At 71.6% G+C, this 17,765-nt stretch carries 17 protein-coding genes and 1 tRNA gene; 8 read left to right on the top strand and 10 right to left on the bottom strand.

Annotated elements, in window-relative coordinates; translation table 11 throughout:
• Positions 1-12: 12 nt before the first annotated feature.
• Positions 13-822: a helix-turn-helix transcriptional regulator gene (locus MRBLMI1x_RS01680; protein WP_363455366.1), complete on the bottom strand. Its 810-nt coding sequence runs from the start codon at positions 820-822 to the stop codon at positions 13-15.
• A 169-nt stretch (positions 823-991) separates the two neighbouring features.
• Between MRBLMI1x_RS01680 and MRBLMI1x_RS01675 the strand changes: the two genes are divergently transcribed.
• Positions 992-1,480: a hypothetical protein gene (locus tag MRBLMI1x_RS01675; protein ID WP_363455363.1), complete on the top strand. Its 489-nt coding sequence runs from the start codon at positions 992-994 to the stop codon at positions 1,478-1,480.
• Complete coding sequence (locus tag MRBLMI1x_RS01670) at positions 1,477-1,644, top strand: hypothetical protein (protein ID WP_363455360.1); 168 nt, start codon at positions 1,477-1,479, stop codon at positions 1,642-1,644. The genes MRBLMI1x_RS01675 and MRBLMI1x_RS01670 overlap by 4 nt, the downstream gene beginning before the upstream one ends.
• A gap of 394 nt (positions 1,645-2,038) precedes the next feature.
• Here MRBLMI1x_RS01670 and MRBLMI1x_RS01665 read toward each other — a convergent pair.
• The 3 genes from MRBLMI1x_RS01665 to MRBLMI1x_RS01655 all read right to left on the bottom strand — a co-directional run bounded on the left by MRBLMI1x_RS01665 (position 2,039) and on the right by MRBLMI1x_RS01655 (position 3,750).
• Positions 2,039-2,112, bottom strand: a tRNA-Gly gene (locus tag MRBLMI1x_RS01665).
• A 62-nt stretch (positions 2,113-2,174) separates the two neighbouring features.
• Positions 2,175-2,522, bottom strand: coding sequence for a hypothetical protein (locus MRBLMI1x_RS01660; protein ID WP_363455357.1), 348 nt, complete (start codon positions 2,520-2,522; stop codon positions 2,175-2,177).
• 28 nt (positions 2,523-2,550) lie between these two features.
• Positions 2,551-3,750 (bottom strand): MFS transporter, encoded by a 1,200-nt coding sequence (locus MRBLMI1x_RS01655; protein WP_363455354.1) that lies wholly within the window; start codon positions 3,748-3,750, stop codon positions 2,551-2,553.
• Between the two features lie 42 nt (positions 3,751-3,792).
• Between MRBLMI1x_RS01655 and MRBLMI1x_RS01650 the strand changes: the two genes are divergently transcribed.
• Together MRBLMI1x_RS01650 and MRBLMI1x_RS01645 are read left to right on the top strand one after the other, a co-directional pair.
• Positions 3,793-4,677 (top strand): LysR family transcriptional regulator, encoded by an 885-nt coding sequence (locus MRBLMI1x_RS01650; protein WP_363455351.1) that lies wholly within the window; start codon positions 3,793-3,795, stop codon positions 4,675-4,677.
• Between the two features lie 19 nt (positions 4,678-4,696).
• Positions 4,697-5,746: a zinc-binding dehydrogenase gene (locus MRBLMI1x_RS01645; RefSeq protein ID WP_363455348.1), complete on the top strand. Its 1,050-nt coding sequence runs from the start codon at positions 4,697-4,699 to the stop codon at positions 5,744-5,746.
• Here MRBLMI1x_RS01645 and MRBLMI1x_RS01640 read toward each other — a convergent pair.
• Positions 5,730-6,320 carry a TetR/AcrR family transcriptional regulator gene (locus MRBLMI1x_RS01640; protein WP_363455345.1) on the bottom strand — a complete coding sequence of 197 codons (591 nt, stop codon included), beginning with the start codon at positions 6,318-6,320 and terminating at the stop codon, positions 5,730-5,732. The genes MRBLMI1x_RS01645 and MRBLMI1x_RS01640 overlap by 17 nt on opposite strands.
• 60 nt (positions 6,321-6,380) lie before the next feature.
• Here MRBLMI1x_RS01640 and MRBLMI1x_RS01635 point away from each other — a divergent pair, with 60 nt between their 5' ends.
• Together MRBLMI1x_RS01635 and dcd are read left to right on the top strand one after the other, a co-directional pair.
• Positions 6,381-8,405: a beta-galactosidase gene (locus MRBLMI1x_RS01635; RefSeq protein WP_363455342.1), complete on the top strand. Its 2,025-nt coding sequence runs from the start codon at positions 6,381-6,383 to the stop codon at positions 8,403-8,405.
• 60 nt (positions 8,406-8,465) lie between these two features.
• Positions 8,466-9,071 carry a dCTP deaminase gene (gene dcd, locus MRBLMI1x_RS01630; RefSeq protein ID WP_018187610.1) on the top strand — a complete coding sequence of 202 codons (606 nt, stop codon included), beginning with the start codon at positions 8,466-8,468 and terminating at the stop codon, positions 9,069-9,071.
• A gap of 6 nt (positions 9,072-9,077) precedes the next feature.
• Here dcd and MRBLMI1x_RS01625 read toward each other — a convergent pair whose 3' ends face one another.
• Entirely contained in the window at positions 9,078-9,515 is a 438-nt protein-coding gene (locus MRBLMI1x_RS01625) for a hypothetical protein (RefSeq protein ID WP_363455338.1), read from the bottom strand.
• Positions 9,516-9,658: 143 nt separating this feature from the next.
• Here MRBLMI1x_RS01625 and MRBLMI1x_RS01620 point away from each other — a divergent pair, with 143 nt between their 5' ends.
• Together MRBLMI1x_RS01620 and MRBLMI1x_RS01615 are read left to right on the top strand one after the other, a co-directional pair.
• Positions 9,659-10,174 (top strand): MarR family winged helix-turn-helix transcriptional regulator, encoded by a 516-nt coding sequence (locus MRBLMI1x_RS01620; RefSeq protein ID WP_363455335.1) that lies wholly within the window; start codon positions 9,659-9,661, stop codon positions 10,172-10,174.
• A 70-nt stretch (positions 10,175-10,244) separates the two neighbouring features.
• The gene (locus MRBLMI1x_RS01615) at positions 10,245-11,912 is read left to right on the top strand and encodes a BCCT family transporter (RefSeq protein ID WP_363455332.1); all 1,668 of its coding nucleotides are present in this window, start codon (positions 10,245-10,247) and stop codon (positions 11,910-11,912) included.
• 17 nt (positions 11,913-11,929) lie between these two features.
• On the opposite strand, the gene MRBLMI1x_RS01610 is transcribed toward MRBLMI1x_RS01615, so the two are convergent.
• Genes MRBLMI1x_RS01610 through MRBLMI1x_RS01595 form a run of 4 tightly spaced genes read right to left on the bottom strand, consistent with a single transcriptional unit; the run spans position 11,930 to position 17,715 of the window.
• Positions 11,930-14,878, bottom strand: a complete 2,949-nt coding sequence (locus tag MRBLMI1x_RS01610; protein ID WP_363455329.1) for a glycoside hydrolase family 2 TIM barrel-domain containing protein — start codon at positions 14,876-14,878, stop codon at positions 11,930-11,932.
• Entirely contained in the window at positions 14,875-15,633 is a 759-nt protein-coding gene (locus MRBLMI1x_RS01605; protein WP_363455326.1) for a glucosamine-6-phosphate deaminase, read from the bottom strand. Before MRBLMI1x_RS01605 ends, MRBLMI1x_RS01610 begins: the two co-directional genes overlap by 4 nt.
• Positions 15,630-16,577, bottom strand: a complete 948-nt coding sequence (locus tag MRBLMI1x_RS01600; RefSeq protein WP_363455323.1) for an N-acetylglucosamine kinase — start codon at positions 16,575-16,577, stop codon at positions 15,630-15,632. The genes MRBLMI1x_RS01605 and MRBLMI1x_RS01600 overlap by 4 nt, the downstream gene beginning before the upstream one ends.
• Entirely contained in the window at positions 16,570-17,715 is a 1,146-nt protein-coding gene (locus MRBLMI1x_RS01595) for an ROK family transcriptional regulator (RefSeq protein WP_363455320.1), read from the bottom strand. Before MRBLMI1x_RS01595 ends, MRBLMI1x_RS01600 begins: the two co-directional genes overlap by 8 nt.
• Positions 17,716-17,765: the final 50 nt, after the last annotated feature.

Below are 17,765 nucleotides of genomic sequence, written 5' to 3'. Positions count from 1 at the left end.
TTCGATTACGCGTTAGGTCGACGTGGTCTGCATCTCGGCGACCGGCAGGAGGCCGTTCGACCAGGCGAACGCGATCAGCTCGCTGCGAGAAGACAGCCCGAGCTTCGCCAGGATGCTGCTGACGTGCGTCTTCACCGTGGTTTCGCCGATGTAGCTCGAGGCGGCGATCTCGGCGTTGGACCTGCCGGTGGCGACGAGCTCGAACATCTCCCGCTCGCGCGGCGAGAGGTCGGAGATGAGGTGTCCGCGATCCTCGGCCCGGTCGTGATCCGATACCGAAGGAGCGGGACGAGGACGTCCGATCCGCCAGCTGAGCACGGTGACGAGAAGAGCCACGGCGGTCCAGATCGCGGTCGCGTCGAGGCTGCCCGCGACGTCCTTTCCCGTGATCGTTCCCCACTTGCCCGAGACGGACAGGGCAGGCAGCGTCAGGAGCGAACCGACCGCAACGCTCGCGGCCAGCGTGATCGCGAGCATCAGCGGGCGCCGGGTGGTGCGGCGAGACCTGCTGATGAGCGCCGGCACGACAGCGAGAGCGAGGTATCCGGTCCAGGCGATCTGACTGAAGCGCGCGGGCCAGAAGAAGATCTGCAGCACGAGGAGAGTGGTCAGAAGCGCGAGCGCCCACGTCGGGCGGTGCGTCGATACGGCGATGACCACAACGAATCCGACCATGATGGCCAACGCGTACGGACCGGTGATGAAGGTCTGGTCTCGCGACGGAACAAGATCCACCCGCTCGATTTCAGCTCGGGGGAGCCAGATGGCGAACAGCGCCAGGCCTATCAGCGGTGGCAGCCAGAAGGGCAGGGCGCGTCTCATACGCCGAGACTAGGGGCGTCGGTTGCTCGCCGAGAGTCGCGGAGGCGGAGATCATCCGTGAGACGACCCCGCTCCTCCTTCAGGAGGAGCGTCCCTTCTAAGGGCAGAGTCTCGATCGTTACTCAAACGGGTGGTGCCGCCGCCGCGGAGGCCGATAGCTTCGACGCACATGAGAGCTCCATGGGGTGTGGCGACGGTCCTGACCGCGGTCTGCGTGACTCTGCTCGCCGGATGCGCGCCCGTCGCGGAGAAGTCGCTCGGGATCACGGCGGACGACGTCGCCTCCGTCGAGTACTACGAGTACCCATGGGGCGATGTGCCCGACACGATCGACAGGTTGACTCTCGATGTCCCCGAAGTCCTGAGCGAGTTCGTGCGCGCGTACTCCGACATGCCGGTGACCGACGCCTCTCCGTCCGATCTGAACGACCTCACCGGTGGGCAGACGCAGTCGACTCGGTTCGTGTTGACGGACGGGCGTAAGATCGAGATCACTGCTGTCTGGCTCGGGCCGGCAGACGTCATCGTGCTGTGGCCGGATGGCACCGTGTCGAAGACCGAGTGGGGTTCTCCGGAACTCTTCGACGCGTACGACAGTGTCGGGACCGTTGACGAGGTGGATGCCGCGGAGCGGCCGGCAGCTACCTTGGGGCGATGAGCCCCGCATCCGCCGATCCCGGGCCTCAGCGGGACCGAGAGCGGCTCGGCGTCGAGGACTCCCGACCGCCGCTCAGCACCGGGTCGACTCGGTGGGGCTGGACGGTGTTGACGCTCTCGGTCGTGGTCGTGGTGTTCACCCTCGCCGTCCTCGCGAACATCTAGGCGGCGGTCTCGTCACGACGCCATTCGACCCCTATGGTGACGCCACGGGAAGCATCCGCAGGCTTCGGCTCGTCCAGATCATCAGCCTGGTCGTGTGGATCGGATCGGTCGCCCTTTTCGCGAGTGCTGAGAGCCCGGTTCGTTCGCTCTGGATGGTGCTGTGGATCGTTGCGTTCGTCGTATTCCAGGTCGCCTTCTGGCGGTCGATGTGGCTGGTGAGCCAGCCGCGGATGCCGCGGGACGAGCCTGACGCCGACGCGGGCTGAACTCCGGTCTACGTCTGACAGCGCTTATCGGCGGGCCAGATGGCGACGCCCTTCCAGATGAGCCACGCACCGAACGCAGCGGCCAGGACGGTCAGAAGCCACACAGGACGCGGCACGAAAAGTGACAGTGGAGGGGCTGACGGGAATCGAACCCGCGCTATCTGCTTGGGAAGCAGATGTTCTGCCATTGAACTACAGCCCCAGTGCGCCCGGAGGCGCCCCGTAAGCCTAGCAAGGCTCGGGGGCACTCGCCCGTCGCGGTGCTCAAGGGTTCGTCGGAGGCGCCGGCGGAGCCTGCGGAGGCGTCTGCGGCGGAACCGGCGGCTGAGTGGGGCGCGGCGGCTGACCCGCCTGCGGTGCCTGACCGGGGTAGGGCGGCTGAGCTCCCGGATGCCCGGCTCCAGGCTGTGCACCCCCGGGGTAGGGCGCGCCGGGGCGGGGAGCGAAGGTCATTCCGCTCTCCTGCATCGCGCGCAGCATACCGTTCTTCACGGCGGTGCGCTGGATCAGGTAGCCCACCCAGATCGCCAGGGCGAACGTGCCCACGTAGAGGACGACCGCCATGATGATCAGGCCGGCGCCGAGCCCCGCGTAACTTCCGTAGTTGTCCATGCCCGGCACTGTAGCGAGGGCTACGTCGTCAGTCCCGCACCTTGACGGAGGCCAGAGCGACCAGCACGCCGAGCACCGCGACGAGCCCGGCCAACGCCACCCATCCCGCCGCGGTCCACGCGGCGGCGCCCACGGTGCCGAGCACACTCGAGCCGATGTAATACGCGACGCTGTAGAGCGCGACGGCGTGCTGCCGACCAGAGCCGCCGGCCCGCGCCGTCGCGGCGTTGGCCGTCGCGTGGGCGAGGAACATCCCGGCCGTGATGAGGAGGACGCCGACCACGATGACGGCCACCGGCGACGCCAGCGTGACGGCGGCGCCGACGGTCGTCGCGGCCCCGCCGGCGACCAGCGGCATCCGTGTCCCGAAGCGCTGGACGAGCGCGCCAGACAGTCGCGAGGTCACCGTGCCCGACAGGTACGTCAGGAACACGAGCGAGACGGCCGTCGCCGACAAGAAGTAGGGCGCCGCCTCGAGGCGGAAGCCCAGCGCGTTGAAGACGGCGACCATCGCCCCCACCACCATCGCGCCGATCGCGTACAGCGGCAGTGCGCGCACGTTGACGGCCTGCCGTCCGAGGATGCGCAGGCTGCGGCCGAACGGCACCGGCCGATGCTCCTCGGTCGGCGGCAGCAGCACCGCGAACAGCACGGTCAGCGCCGCCGCGAGGATGCCGAGCAGCTCCAGCGACAGCCGCCACCCGACGATCTCGCCGACCGGGGCGGCGACGAGGCGTCCCGCGAGACCGCCCACGCTCGTCGCGGCGACGTACGCTCCTGCGGCGACCCCCGCGCGCTGCGGGCCGGCGGCCTCGTGAACGTAGGCGACCGCGAGAGCGGGGATGCCGCCGAGCGCGACGCCGAGAAGGAATCGTCCCGCGAGCAGCCCGGCGAACCCCGGCAGCAGCGGCGATGCGACGGCGATGACCGCCGCGGCCACGGCGGCGACGCGCAGCATCCGCCTGCGTCCGAACCGGTCGGCGACCAGCGCCCACGGCAGGATCGAGAGCGCGAGCCCGAGGGTCGCGGCCGACACGACCCACGACGCGTCGGCGGCGGTGAGCCGGTACGTCTCGGCGATGCCCGTCAGCAGGCCCTGCGGCGCGTAGAGCACCCCGAAGGTGGCGATCCCCGTCGTCCACATCGCGGCGCCGAGCCGGCGGGGCGACGCGGTGAGGGGAGGGATGCCGACGGTCGTCACCCGCTCCACGGTAGGCATCTGTCGCATACAGATCCAATACCCATACGCGTGGAGCGATAGCGTTCCTGCATGAGTCGTGATCGCGTGATCGACCTCCTGCCGCACCTCCCGCTGCTCGACGCGCTGGGAGACGACGAGCACGTCACCCGCGCGGCCGAGGCCCTCGGGGTGCCGCAGCCGACCGTGAGCCGTGCGCTCCGCCAGCTCGAGTCGCGGCTCGGCGTCGCCCTGGTCGCGCGGGATGGCCGCGGCATCCGACTCACCGACGCCGCGCGTCGGATGCTGCCCGGAGTGCGCGTCGCCCTCCGTGCCGCGCAGGATGCGCTCGACTCCCTCGACGACGCCCGGTCGACCGTCGGGCTCGCGTTCCAGAACTCGCTCGGGGAGAACCTCGTCCCTCGGCTCGTCCGGCGGCTGCGCGAGGAGCGCCCCGACATCCGGGTGCAGCTCTGGCAGGGCGCGCGCGACGCGTGCCTGGCCGAACTCGACTCCGGACGGACCGACCTCGCGATCGTCTCGGGGGCCGCCGCGACGCATCCCTCCGGAGAAACCCTCCACCTCTACGACGAGCCGCTCGTGGTCGTCGTCCCCGAGGGGCACCGGCTCGCGACGGCCGCGCGGGTCACGCTCGCGGACGTCGTCGGCGAGACGCACGTCACGCTCAAGCCGGGGTACGGACTGCGCCGCACGCTCGAGCAGCTCTTCGCCGCCGAGGGCGTGCCGCTCGACATCGCCTTCGAGGGCGACGATCTGCGCACCCTGCACGGCCTCGTCGCCGCCGGGCTCGGCATCGCGATCGGCCCCGAGGTGCCGCATCCGCTCGACGGGTGCGTGCAGCGGCCGATCGACGATCCGCGCGCGGCGCGCGACATGGGCGTGGTCTTCCGGGCGGGCCCCCGCCCGCCTGCGGTCGACGACGTCATCGCCGTGCTCCGGGAGCTCACGCGGTTCTGACGCCCGGCAGAATCGAGGCATGCGCGCGATGGTGATGGAACAGATCGCAGGACCCCTCGTCGTCACCGAGGTCCCCGATCCGGTCGCGCCCGCGGGCGGCGCTGTCATCGAGGTCCACGCGACGGGGCTGTGCCGCAGCGACTGGCATGCCTGGGTCGGACACGACGGCATCGCCCTGCCCCACATTCCCGGGCACGAACTGGCGGGCGTCGTCGTCGAGGTCGGCGCGGGCGTCGAGAAGTGGGCGGTCGGCGACCGGGTGACGGTGCCGTTCGTCTGCGGATGCGGCCGGTGCGAGTGGTGCCGCAGTGGCAACGCGCAGGTCTGCCCCGACCAGCAGCAGCCCGGCTTCACCCACTGGGGATCGTTCGCCGAGCGGGTCGCCCTCCACGCCGCCGACCGTAACCTCGTCGCCGTGCCGGAGTCGATCTCGTTCGCCGCTGCCGCCGCACTCGGATGCCGCTTCGCCACCGCCTACCGCGCGCTCACCGCCCGAGCGCGGCTGACCGCCGGGGAGTGGGTCGTGATCGTCGGGGCCGGCGGGGTCGGCCTCAGCGCCGTCATGATCGCGAAGGCGCTCGGCGCGAAGGTCATCGCGGTCGACCGGTCGACCGCGGCGCTCGACGTCGCCCGCACGCTCGGCGCGGACGAGGCCATCGTCGCGGACGGGCGTGACGTGCCCGAGGCCGTCCACGCGGTCACGGGCGGCGGGGCCCACGTCTCGGTCGACGCCGTCGGCAGCGAACAGACCTGCGCGGATGCCATCCACAGCCTGCGCCGCCGGGGGCGGCACGTGCAGGTCGGGCTGCTGCCCTCGGCATCCGGCCTCACCCCTGCACCGCTGGCACGGGCCATCGCGTGGGAGCTCGACCTGCTCGGCAGTCACGGCATGGCGGCCGAGGACTACCCCGGGATGCTGGAGCTCATCGCGCGCGGCACGCTCCGCCCGCAGGACCTCATCGAGCGGACCGTGTCGCTCGAGCAGGCCGCCGAGCTGCTGCCGGTCATGGACTCGGCCTCGCCGGCAGGGATGACGATGATCGACCCGCGGCTCACGCCTTCGGCTTGAGCAGAGCGTCCAGTGCGACGCGCATCGCGGCGACGGGGTCCGTGCCGTCGGCGAGCCACCGCACCTGGATGCCCTCCCACGTGCCGATCACGAGGTCGGCGAGCATCGTCGCGTCGGCCGTCGTGGTCAGGCGTCCGGCCGCGCGGTCGTGCTCGATCGCGTCGCGGTAGTCGGGGATGACCGACGCGTAGCGCTGCCGCAGCCACTCGTGCGCCTCGTGGTCGGCGTGCGTCGCCTCGGCCTGGACGACCGTGAACATGCGCACGAGCTCGCGTCGGGCGATGTTCCGCTCGACGATCGCGAGCACCGTCGGGATGAAGCCGTCCCGCGCGGAGCGCTCGAGGAAGTCCGTGTCGGCGGCATCCTCCTGCGAGAGGACGGCCGCGAGCAGCGACACCTTCGTGGGGAAGTGGTGCATGACGGTCGTGAGGCCGAGGTCCAGCTGCTTCGCGATCTGGCGCAGCGACCCGCCCCGGTACCCGTGCGTGCCGAAGACGGCCGTCGCGGTCGCGATGATCTCGTTGCGCCGCGCGGCGGACTTCGCGTACGGTCCGCGGGCCGGTGCATCGGTCATAGTCGAACAGTAGATCACGTGAAACCGTGCACCTGCACGTTTTTGGGCTAGCGTGGTCGCGTGCAGAACTATCGCTGGGTGAAGGACGGCTCGCAGGAGCCCGGGACCATGCGCTACGGCGCCGACTACAACCCCGAGCAGTGGCCTCGCGAGGTGTGGGACGACGACATTCGTCTCATGCGCGAGGCGGGCGTCAACATCGTCTCGCTCGGCATCTTCTCGTGGGGCCTGCTCGAACCGCGTCCCGGCGAGTTCGACTTCGCGTGGCTCGACGAGATCATCGAGCTGCTGCACGCGAACGGCATCGACGTCGACCTGGCCACCGCGACCGCGTCGCCGCCGTCGTGGATGGCCCGGCGGCATCCCGAGATCCTGCCGCAAACCGTCGACGGCACGATCCTCTGGCCCGGCGCCCGCCAGCACTGGCGGCCGACGTCGCCGATCTTCCGCGAGTACGCCCTGCGTCTCGTGCGCGCGCTCGCCGAGCGCTACGGCGACCACCCCGCCGTGGTCGCGTGGCACATCTCCAATGAGCTCGGATGCCACAACCTCTACGACTACTCCGATGACGCCGCGCGGGCGTTCCGCATCTGGCTCGAGGCCCGCTACGGCACGATCGAGGCCCTCAACGACGCGTGGGGCACGGCGTTCTGGTCGCAGCACTACGAGGAGTGGGACGAGATCCTGCCGCCGCGATCGGCGCCCACGATCCGCAACCCCGGGCAGCAGCTCGACTTCGAGCGGTTCTCGTCGGATGCCGTCCGCGACCACCTGCGCGCCGAGGCGGCCGTGCTCGACGAGGTGACCCCCGGCATCCCGCGGACGACGAACTTCATGGTCGCCCAGAACGTCCGCGACATCGACTACCCGTCGTGGGTGGACGACGTCGACTTCGTCTCGAACGACCACTACCTGCGCCCCGGCGAGTTCGGCCGCGACGACCTCTCGTTCTGGGCGAACCTGACCGGCAACATCGCCGGCGGGCGCCCCTGGTTCCTCATGGAGCACGCGACGAGCGCCGTGAACTGGCGCGAGGTCAACACGCCCAAGCGCTCCGGCGAGCTCGTGCGCGACGCCCTCACGCACGTCGGCCACGGCGCCGACGCGGTCTGCTACTTCCAGTGGCGACAGTCGCGCGCCGGCGGCGAGCGCTACCACTCCGGCATGGTGCCCCACGCGGGCGAGAACAGCCGCGTGTTCCGCGACGTCGTCACTCTCGGCGGGGCGCTCCGCGACCTGTCGCCCGTCACCGGTTCGCGTCGCGAGAAGGCGCGCGTCGCGATCGTCGTCGACTACGAGTCGTGGTGGGTGAGCGGGCGCGACGCGCACCCGTCGGACTCGCCCGCCTACGACGACGAGACCCTCGCCTGGTACCGCGCGCTGCTCGACCTCGGCGTCCGCGCCGACGTCATCCCCGTCGGTGCGGCCTTCGACGGGTACGAGGTCCTTATCGCCCCGATGCTGCACGTCGTGCCCGACGCCCTGCGGTCGCGTCTCGAGGCGTACGCGGATGCCGGTGGCCACCTCATCACGACGTACTTCTCGGGCATCGTCGACGAGAACGACCGCGTCTGGCTCGGCGGCTACCCCGGCGCACTGCGCGAGCTGCTCGGCGTCATGGTCGAGGAGTTCGTGCCGCTGCTGCCCGACGAGCGCATCGCCCTCGCCTCGGGAGCCGTCGCGCACGGCTGGACCGAGCGGATCGTGCACGTCGGCGACGACGTCGAGGTGCTCGACACCTACGCCGACGGCGACCTCGCCGGTGCGCCCGCAGTGACCCGGCGGAGCCTGTCCACGGGCGGGTCGGCGACCTACGTGTCGGCCGACATCGGACGGGACGGCGTCCGCGCGGTGCTCGCAGGGCTGGGGCTGGACGCCCTCGCCGGCGACCCGCGGTCGGCGGACGGCCGGCTCGACGTCATCGAGCGCGGCGACGACGAGGCGCGGTATGTCTTCCTCTCGAACCGCACCGACGACGAGGTCGTGGTGCCGGTGGCGGGCGACGTGCTCGTCGGCGCGGCCGCGGCATCCGGTGTCGTGACGGTGCGGCCGCGGAGCGTGGTGGTCGTCCGCGTCGCGCGCTGAGGGTGCGATGCGCCGGGTGGCTGGCCGCGTGCTGCCTTCGGCGGCCAGTAGGCTGGCCGCGTGCTGCTCAGCGACCGCGACATCCGAGGCGAGATCGACGGAGGCCGCATCGGCCTCGACCCGTGGGACCCGGCGATGGTCCAGCCATCGAGTGTCGACGTGCGGCTCGACCGGTACTTCCGGCTGTTCGACAACCACAAGTACCCGTTCATCGATCCGTCCGAGGACCAGCCCGAGCTGACGCGCCTCATCGAGGTCGCGCCCGACGAGCCGTTCATCCTGCACCCGGGTGAGTTCGCGCTGGGCGCGACGTTCGAGCAGATCACGCTGCCCGATGACGTCGCCGCGCGCCTCGAGGGCAAGAGCTCCCTCGGTCGCCTGGGTCTCATCACTCATTCGACGGCGGGCTTCATCGATCCTGGCTTCTCGGGTCACGTGACGCTCGAGCTCGCCAACGTCGCGACGCTGCCGATCAAGCTGTGGCCGGGTATGAAGATCGGGCAGTTCTGCTTCTTCCGCCTGAGCTCACCGGCCGAGAACCCCTACGGCACCGGTTCGTACAAGAACCGTTATCAGGGGCAGCGGGGGCCGACGGCATCCCGCTCGTTCCAGAACTTCCACCGCACCGACGTCGGGACGACCGACGCCGGTGCGAAGGGGAACTGATCGCGCTCAGTCGCGCTGCGCCTGCTCGTAGCCGCGGCTGAAGCCGCGCTCGAAGGCCTCGGCGACGGCGGGGTGCGGCGCGAAACCGCGGCGCTCGCCGTGGCCGCAGTTGCGACCGTATTCGCCGTGCCCGTGCCCGCCGTGGCTGTGCCGTGGGCCGAACCCGTGCCCGTGCCCGAACCCGTGGCGCGGGCCGAAGCCGCCGTGCCGGTGGCCGCGCCCGGGGCGGGGCGGCATCGGCTGCGATTCGTCCCAGCCGAGTTCCCGCGCGATCGCGTCGAGCGAACGCAGCAGAGTGTCGTAGTCGTCCTCGGGGACGGCGGTCGAGATGCGGGCCTGGAGGTCCGCTCCGTCCGACGCCGTTTCGTCGTGGAGCTCGCGCGCCAGCAGGCGGTGGACGAGCTTGAGTCGGAATCCGAGGGTGTCGTTGATCGAGGTGTTCATGGGTGTCCTTCCGAGACGTCCTGTCATCGGCGGACTGTCCGCGATGACCATTGCATGTCACTGTGCAAGTACATGCAGTGTGACATGTATCCGTGTTGCATGTCAAGTGACATGGATGCCGCGCCGAGCGGTATCGTCGAGGGGTGACCGATCCCACCGGCGACCTCGACGCGCTCCTCGCCGCCTTCGCGCAGATGCGCGGCCGCGGTCCGCACCGCCACCATCCCGGCGGACCCCACGCGCACGGACCTCACTCCGACGGCGGCGGCCCGCCCCGGATGCGGGGGGAGCGCGGGTTCGGTCCCGGTGCGCGCCTCGCCGGCGCCCCCGCCCGCATCCGGTTGCTCGACGCCCTGGTGCACGCGGAGAACCCCCTCTCGGTGAGCGAGATCGCCGAGGCGATCGGCGTCGACCAGCCACGGGCGTCGCGGCTCGTGCAGCAGGCGGTCGAGCTCGGCTTCGCTGCGCGCGAGGCCGATCCCGACGACGCTCGGCGCACCCGCATCGCGCTGACCGCCGAGGGGCGGCGACGGGCGGGCGACTTCCGGGGCGAGCGCCGCGAGCGGCTGTCGCAGGCACTGGCCGACTTCACGGCGGAGGAGCGCGCGGAGCTCGTCCGCCTGCTCGGCAAGCTCGCGGCATCCTGGCCCCGCGACTGAGGCGCTAACCCGGCCGACCCCCGGAACGCAAGAAGGTGAGAGGAACCCCCTCCGTCAGTAGCCTGGCGGCATGCCCGACAGCGCCTCACCCTCAGAGACCGTCGCCCACCCACCCGCGTCGCGGGCGAAGGCCAGCGTGTGGGTGATCGCGCCGGCCGCCGTGGTCGCGGTCGTCTTCAGCGCGTTCGCGATCGCGCTTCCGGCCCAGGCCGAGGCGTTCTTCGGGACGATCCAGGGCGCGATCATCGACACCTTCAGCTGGTACTACGTCCTCATCACCGCCTTCTTCGTCGCCTTCTGCCTCTTCCTCGGGTTCAGCCGGTTCGGCGACATCCGCCTGGGCAAGGATGACGACAAGCCGGAGTTCTCGACGGGTGCCTGGTTCTCCCTTCTCTTCGCCGCGGGGATGGGGATCGGCCTCGTCTTCTATGGCGTGAGCGAGCCGCTCAGCCACTTCGTCGACCCCAAGCCCGGCGTCGAGGGCACGTCCGCGCAGCTCGCGCAGTCGGCGTTGACGCAGACCTACCTGCACTGGGGCGTCCAGGCGTGGGCCGTCTACGTCGTCGTCGGCATCGCCCTCGCGTACGCGATCCACCGCCGCGGACGCCCGCTGTCGATCCGGTGGGCGCTCGAGCCCATCCTCGGTCGGCGTGTGCGCGGCGGGTGGGGCAACGCCATCGACGCGATCGCCCTCGTCGGCACGCTGTTCGGCGTCGCGACGAGTCTCGGCCTGGGTGTGCTGCAGATCAGCTCCGGCCTCGACAGCGCGGGGATCATCAAGGACCCCAGCCTGCTCGTGCAGGTCATCATCATCGCCGTCATCACGACCGCCGTGCTCTTCTCGGTGCTGTCGGGCGTGACGAAGGGCATGAAGTGGCTGTCGTCGCTGAACCTGATCCTCGCCGGGCTCCTGCTCCTGTTCGTCCTGTTCACGAACGACACCTTCTACCTGCTCCGCGAGTGGGTGCAGTCGATCGGCTCGTACCTGCAGAACTTCGTGGGGCTGAGCTTCAGCGTCAGCGCGTTCCAGGGAGCCGAAGGCCAGGCGTGGCAGGCGACGTGGACCTCGTTCTACTGGGGCTGGTGGATCTCGTGGGCGCCGTTCGTCGGCATCTTCATCGCCCGCGTCAGCCGTGGTCGCACGGTGCGCGAATTCGTCATGGGAGTGCTCATCGTGCCGACGCTCGTCGGTGTGCTCTGGTTCGCGGTCCTCGGTGGCTCCGCGATCAAGCTCCAGCTCGACGAGCCGGGCGTGATGACGCAGGCCGACGGATCCGTGAACGTCGAGGGCGCGCTCTTCCAGCTGTTCCAGCACCTCCCCGCGCCGCTCCTGCTGACCATCGGAGCGCTCGTCCTCATCGCACTGTTCTTCGTGACGTCGGCGGACTCGGGTGCGCTCGTCATGGGCATGATCGCAACGGGCGGCGACCCCGAGCCGAGCAAGCCCGTGCGGACGCTCTTCACGCTCATCACCGCGCTCCTCGCGATCGCGCTCCTGATCGCGGGTGGGTTGACCGCGCTGCAGACGGCGGCGATCATCATCGCTCTGCCGTTCAGCATCGTCATGCTGCTCATCTGCTGGTCGACCGTCGTCGCGTTCCAGCGCGAGAGACGCATCTACGAGAAGGCGGAGCGCGCGCAGCTGCTCGATCACATCGGGGAGCACTACGGCCTCGAGGTCGAGTCCGAGAACGAGCGAGGCATCCGACTGCCCTGGGGCCGGAAGCGGGCCGACTGACCCGCCCCCGGCGGGCCTCAGACGGCCTCGAACAGGAGCGCGAACGACGCGTCGCGGGCCGGCAGGCGGTGACGCGGCAGCACGCCGGGGCCGCACGTCGCCGTCCCGACGCCCGACTGCGCGATGTCGATCGACACGTGGGTCGCGGTCGGCGTCGGCAGGAGCGACGCGTGCGACGTCGTGCTGAGGGTCGTCCGGTCCCACGGTGACACGGTCAGGGCGACGCCCGCGTCGAGGGCCTCGCCGCCGACGACGCTCACGCGTACGCCTCCCTCGGTGGTGCGGATGACGGCGGTCCGCACACCGCGTCGCGATCCACTCTCCTGCGGCCGCACGTGCGGGGTGACGAGGTCGTCCGCGCCGGCGTCGAACCAGCCGAACTGGACGCCCGACGCGGTGTCGGGGTAGCTCGGACCGGGGCCGTACCCCGCGAACTCCATGCCGACGGGCGCCCCCGCGAACGTCACGTCGATGCCGAGTCGGGCCCAGTCGACGGTCCACGAGAAGGGCGCCTTCTCGATCCAGGAGTTGTCCCACGAGCCGATGCTGCGCAGGTCCAGCTCCAGCAGCAGTCCTTCGGGGACGGTCGACCAGCGCCACAGCGCGTCGACGCCGCTGTCGAACGAGGGTGCGCCGACGCGGGTGTCGACGACGAGGGCCGCGGCATCCGATTCGACGCTCCGGACGCGGGTCTGCATCCGGTCGATGCGCGCGAGAGCCCAGCGTTCCGCCATCGGCGGGAGCGTCGGCTCGTCCCACCCGGGGAAGAGATCGTTGTCGGTCGGTGCGCGCCAGATCCCGATGCCCGGTCCGTCGACGACGTCGAGCGAGCCGAGACGCCGCGGACGGCCGCGGCGATCGAACTCGTCGGGTTCGGGCGCCGACGCCCGGCCCACGCGGGGAGTGCCGGCGGCGACGTGCTGACCGGTCGCGACGACGTGCCCGGCCGACGCCCAGCTCGTCCCGTCGCGCAGCACGGCGTCGACGGTGAGGACGTCGGCCACGGTCGAGCCCGACACGACGCGGGCCTCATCGGGGAGGGGCACCTCGGCTCGCTGGCGCGGTCCGACGGCAGGAACGGTCAGCTCACCGTGCGCGACCGTCTCGCCGTCGACCTCGCGCCGCCACCGGAAGGCGAGGTGGCTCGTGTCGACGTGGTCGTAGCGGTTCTGCAGCCGGATGCGGCGACGCGCGGCATCCACCTCGATCACGAGGGGCGCGATGATCGCGGCGTAGTCGACGAGGCCGGGGCGCACGTCGCGGTCGGCGCTGATGAGGCCGTCGATGACGAAGTTGTGGTCGTGGACGGACTCGCCGAAGTCGCCGCCGTAGCGGAAGGCCCGGCGGCCATGCTCGTCCTCGACCGCGATCGCGTGCTCGATCCACTCCCAGATGAAGCCGCCCGCCAGGCGTGGGAACCGCTCGTAGAGGTCCCAGTACTCCTTCACCCCGCCCGGGCTGTTGCCCATGGCGTGCCCGAACTCGCAGTGCACGAAGGGGAGCGACCGGCGCCGCAGCTCGGCCGCGCCGATGTCGGCGGGCGCGATCTCATCGGCCTCCTCGCCGATCTGCCGGACCTCGTCGTGCGAGGCGTACATCCGCGAGTACACGTCGGTGTCGCGGCTCGAGTGATCGCCCTCGTAGTGGATGAGGCGGGTGCCGTCGTTCTCGCGCACCCACCGCGCCATCGCGCGGATGTTGCAGCCCGCGCCCGACTCGTTGCCGAGCGACCACATGATCACGCTCGGGTGGGTGCGGTCGCGCGTGACCGTGCGACGGATGCGGTCGACGAAGGATGACTCCCACGACGGGTCGTCGCTCGGGTTGCCGCGCCACGACACGTACTCGTACTCGTGCGTCTCGAGGTCGCACTCGTCGATGACGTACAGGCCCAGCTCGTCGGCGAGGTCGAGCAGCTCGGCGTGCGGCGGGTAGTGGGACGTTCGGACCGCGTTGATGTTGTGCTGCTTCATCAGGACGAGGTCGCGGCGCGCCAGCTCGGTCGTGTGCACGCGCCCGCGGTCGGGGTCGTGCTCGTGGCGGTTGACGCCGCGGAGCATGATCGGGCGTCCGTTCAGTGTCAGCACGCCGTCGTCGGCGCGGACGCGGCGGAAGCCGATGCGCACCGACACGGTCTCGGATGCCGTGCGGAGGGTCGCGGTGTAGAGGCGCGGCGTCTCGGCGGACCAGGGCCCGACCTCGCCCGCGTCGACCGTGCTGCGCCCGGCGGGGACGCCCTGGCGGATGCCGAGCTCCGCGATCTCGAGCACGGCGTCGGCCGACGTGGTGACCTCGACCGCACCCCGCCCGGTCTCGTGGTCGAAGTCGCCCGTGACGACCGCGTCGTCGATGCCGCCGACGGGGCGGGCGAGCAGGGTGACGCTCCGGAAGATGCCCGGCAGCCACCACATGTCCTGGTTCTCGAGGTAGGTCCCGTCCGAGAACTGCGCGACGCGCACGGCGATGACGTCGCCCGTGCCGGTGAGGTGGTCGGTGACGTCGAACTCGTGCGTCAGGCGGCTGCCCCGGGTCGAGCCGAGGCGCGTGCCGTTGACGAAGACGTCGGCGGCCGACTCGATCCCGTCGAAGCGCAGAAGCGCGCGGCCCCCGGCATCCGTCACCTGTCGGATCGCGTCGTCGACGTCGATGCGGCGCACGTAGTCGCCGACCGGGTTCTCGTCGGGCGGATAGGGCGGGTCGATCGGGAAGGGGAACTGCACGTTCGAGTAGGCCGGGGTGCCGAACCCGCTCATGTTCCAGTGGGCGGGCACGGCGATCTCGTCCCACCCGTCCGTGTCGCCGGCGGTCCAGTCGTCGTGCGGTGCGAGCGCGGGGGACGGCGAGAGGCGGAACCGCCAGCGGCCGTCGAGCGACTGGGTCGGAGCGTCGGACGTCAGGCGCGTGCGGGGAGCGATCGATCCCTCGCCGGGCCCGATGCGGGCGACGTCGAAGACGGGCGCGCTCATCGGGCGGCCTCGACGGGAAGCGATGCGGGGCTGAGGCGCGAGGCGGCTGCGGCGTCGAGGACGAGCGTCACGCGACCGTGGCGCTGCAGGAAGGATGCCGGGAGCTCCGCGGTCTGCGGCCCCTCGACGGCCCGCGCCACGGCGTCGGCCTTCGACTCGCCCCACGCGATCAGGACGATCTCGCGCGCGTCGAGGATCGTGCCGATGCCCTGCGTCAGCGCTCGCGTCGGGACGAGCCGGGCGTCGCCGTCGAAGAAGCGGCTGTTGTCGGCGACGGTGCGCGGAGCCAGGTCGACGACCCGTGTGCGGGAGTCGACGGCGGAGCCCGGCTCGTTGAACCCGATGTGGCCGTTCGCGCCGATGCCGAGGATCTGCAGGTCGACGCCGCCGGCGCCTGCGATCGCCGCCTCGTACCGTGCGGCGGCCGCGGCGGGATCGGCGGCGGCGCCTTCGGGGACGTGCACGCGGGCGGAATCGAGGCCGAGCGGCCCGGTCACCTCGCGCGCGATGACGGCGTGGTAGCTCTCGGGGTGGTCGACCGGCAGGCCGACGTACTCGTCGAGCGCGAACGCCGCCGCCCGCGAGAGGTCGAGACCCGCCTGCACGCGGTCGGCGAGCGCGCGGTAGAGCGGCTGCGGGCTCGACCCGGTCGCGACGCCGAGGACGGGAGCGGGGCGGTCGCCGACGGACGAGGCGATGATCGCGGCGGCGATCTCGCCGGCGCCGGCGGCATCGGGGGAGAGCAGGATCCTCACGAGAGCACCTTTCGGGGGGAGGGGGCGTCGGAGTGGGCGAGTGCGAGCGCGAGCGCGCCCGCGACGGGGGGTTCGTCGAGGACGTGCAGACGCAGGGCCTCGTCGTGGCGCTGCAGGTCGGCCCGCAGCAGCTCGGCGAGCAGGGGTTGCGCGGTCATGACGCCGCCCGCGGCGATGACGTCGGTGCCCTGCGCGCCACGGCCGCGGACCGCCGTGACAGCGTCGGCGAGATGGGTGGCGGATGCCGCGATCACTCCGTGCGCGATCGTCGATCCGGCGGCAGCCGCGTCGAAGACCTGCGGAGCGAAGCCGCCCCACGAGGCCTCGCTCGCGCTCGCCTGGAAGCGCAGCGCGAGGTCGACGTGATCGAGGGCGTCGAAGGCGGCGAGGAAGCGCGCCGCGAGCGGGTCGCTCATCGCGCTCGCACCGTCGCGGTCGACGGCGCGGAGCAGGGCGACGGCAGCGCGCCGCGAGATCCCGGGCGCGCTCGCGTCGTCGGCGATGAGCCAGCCGTAGCCGTCGGCCGTCACGGGCTCCCCGTCGACGTCGAAGCCGACGATCGCCGAACCCGTCCCCGCGATGACGCAGACGGCCGCCTCGAGCCCCATGGCCGGGGCGAGAAGCACGGCGTCGTTGACGACCGCCACGACCCCCGGCATCCGCTCGCCGAGCAGAGCCGTGGCCTGGTGACGCTGCCGAGTGCTGTCGATGCCGTGGGCGCCGACGACGGTGACGGCGGGCGCGGCGCCGACCGTGTCGGTCACGAGCCGGGCGAGGCGGTCGAAGTTCTCGGCGTCGTCGAAGATCGCGCCCACGCGCCAGAGCTCGCTCGGCACGATGCGGTCGACGACCTCGCCGTCCACGAGGGCGCGCAGCTGCGTCTTCGTGCCACCCACGTCGACGCCGACGATCGCGTCGGGGGTCGGGTACCGGATCTCAGGCAAGGTAGACCGCCCCTTTCACATGGTCAATGGTGCGCTGGCCGATCCCGACGAGGGCCGCGTCCTCGCCGAGCGCCCCCACGACCAGGGCAGGAGGACGGGGGATGCGGCCGGCCAGTCGCGCCGCGACGCCGTCGATGAGTCGGTCGGTCCGTCGCGGCAGGCGCCCGGCGAGGATCACGACGCGGCAGTCGAGGATCACGGTGAGCGCGGCGACCGACATCGCGATGTGGTCGAGCAGCCGCTCGGCGCGGGCGTCGTCGCCCCGGTCGAGGACGGCCATCGTCGAGGCGTCGTCGGCCGATGCGGCACCGAGTGCGAGCACGCGCGTCTCGAGATCGCCGCCCGTGCCGTGGTCCTGCGCGAACGCCGTCGGGTCGGTGATGAGGTAGCCGATCTCGCCCGCGGCGGAGCCCGCTCCGCGCACGAGGCGGTCGCCCGAGACGATCCCGGCGCCGACGCCGATCCCGAAGACGAGAGCCGCGAGGTCTCCGGTGCCCTGCCCGGCGCCCCGGGTCCACTCGCCGATCGTGACGGCGTTGGCGTCGTTCTCGACGACGACGGGGAGTCCCGTGCGCCGGTGCATCAGATCGCGGACGGCGACGCCGTTCCAGTCGAGCTCGACCGAGTCGCTGACGGCGCCGTCGGTGTCGACGACACCCGGCACCGACACGCCGATGCCCTGCGCGGGCGTCCCGAGCTCGGCGGCCGTCCGGATGAGCCTGTCCGCGAGCCGGCCGATGCCCTCGAGTCGAGAGGATGCCGACGGCATCCCGTCCTCGCCGCGAAGGGATTCGCGGGCTTCGTGGCGGATGTCGCCGTTCAGGTCGATGAGCGCCCCGCGGGCGACGGTCGCGGTGACGTCGAGGGCGACGACGGTGCGCGCCTCGCCGAGGGGGCGGTACCGGTGCGTCGGGCGACCGACGCCGCTCGCGTCGCGCTCCACGGCGAGGAGCCCGTCGGCGACCATCCGGGCGCACAGGCGGTGGACCGTCGCCGAGGCGAGGCCGGTCGCCTCGATGAGCTCGGCGCGGGTGAGCGAGCCGCCGGCCTGCAGGGCGTCGAGGATCGCGGTGCGGTTGATGCGGGTGACGTCGGCGTTGGTCGCCGTGCCCCTGCTCGCCACGCGTTCGCCGCTCATCGTTCCCCTGACGCCCTTTTCGTCTTACTCTGAGATAAAAGCAGACGGAT

The organism is Microbacterium sp. LMI1x-1-1.1, assembly GCF_040676205.1.
Classification (GTDB): Bacteria; Actinomycetota; Actinomycetes; order Actinomycetales; family Microbacteriaceae; genus Microbacterium; species Microbacterium aquilitoris.
Note: the sequence above shows the minus strand (reverse complement) of the source record. Positions and strands in the feature narration are given on the sequence as shown.

Excerpts from the sequence above, each read along its gene's own strand:
- MRBLMI1x_RS01645 (WP_363455348.1), top strand. The coding sequence starts at position 4,697 with ATGCGCGCGATGGTGATGGAACAGATCGCAGGACCCCTCGTCGTCACC.
- MRBLMI1x_RS01670 (WP_363455360.1), top strand. The coding sequence starts at position 1,477 with ATGAGCCCCGCATCCGCCGATCCCGGGCCTCAGCGGGACCGAGAGCGG.
- MRBLMI1x_RS01610 (WP_363455329.1), bottom strand. The coding sequence starts at position 14,878 with ATGAGCGCGCCCGTCTTCGACGTCGCCCGCATCGGGCCCGGCGAGGGA.
- MRBLMI1x_RS01660 (WP_363455357.1), bottom strand. The coding sequence starts at position 2,522 with ATGGACAACTACGGAAGTTACGCGGGGCTCGGCGCCGGCCTGATCATC.
- MRBLMI1x_RS01640 (WP_363455345.1), bottom strand. The coding sequence starts at position 6,320 with ATGACCGATGCACCGGCCCGCGGACCGTACGCGAAGTCCGCCGCGCGG.
- MRBLMI1x_RS01625 (WP_363455338.1), bottom strand. The coding sequence starts at position 9,515 with ATGAACACCTCGATCAACGACACCCTCGGATTCCGACTCAAGCTCGTC.
- MRBLMI1x_RS01675 (WP_363455363.1), top strand. The coding sequence starts at position 992 with ATGAGAGCTCCATGGGGTGTGGCGACGGTCCTGACCGCGGTCTGCGTG.
- MRBLMI1x_RS01615 (WP_363455332.1), top strand. The coding sequence starts at position 10,245 with ATGCCCGACAGCGCCTCACCCTCAGAGACCGTCGCCCACCCACCCGCG.
- MRBLMI1x_RS01655 (WP_363455354.1), bottom strand. The coding sequence starts at position 3,750 with ATGCGACAGATGCCTACCGTGGAGCGGGTGACGACCGTCGGCATCCCT.
- MRBLMI1x_RS01680 (WP_363455366.1), bottom strand. The coding sequence starts at position 822 with ATGAGACGCGCCCTGCCCTTCTGGCTGCCACCGCTGATAGGCCTGGCG.
- MRBLMI1x_RS01650 (WP_363455351.1), top strand. The coding sequence starts at position 3,793 with ATGAGTCGTGATCGCGTGATCGACCTCCTGCCGCACCTCCCGCTGCTC.
- MRBLMI1x_RS01595 (WP_363455320.1), bottom strand. The coding sequence starts at position 17,715 with ATGAGCGGCGAACGCGTGGCGAGCAGGGGCACGGCGACCAACGCCGAC.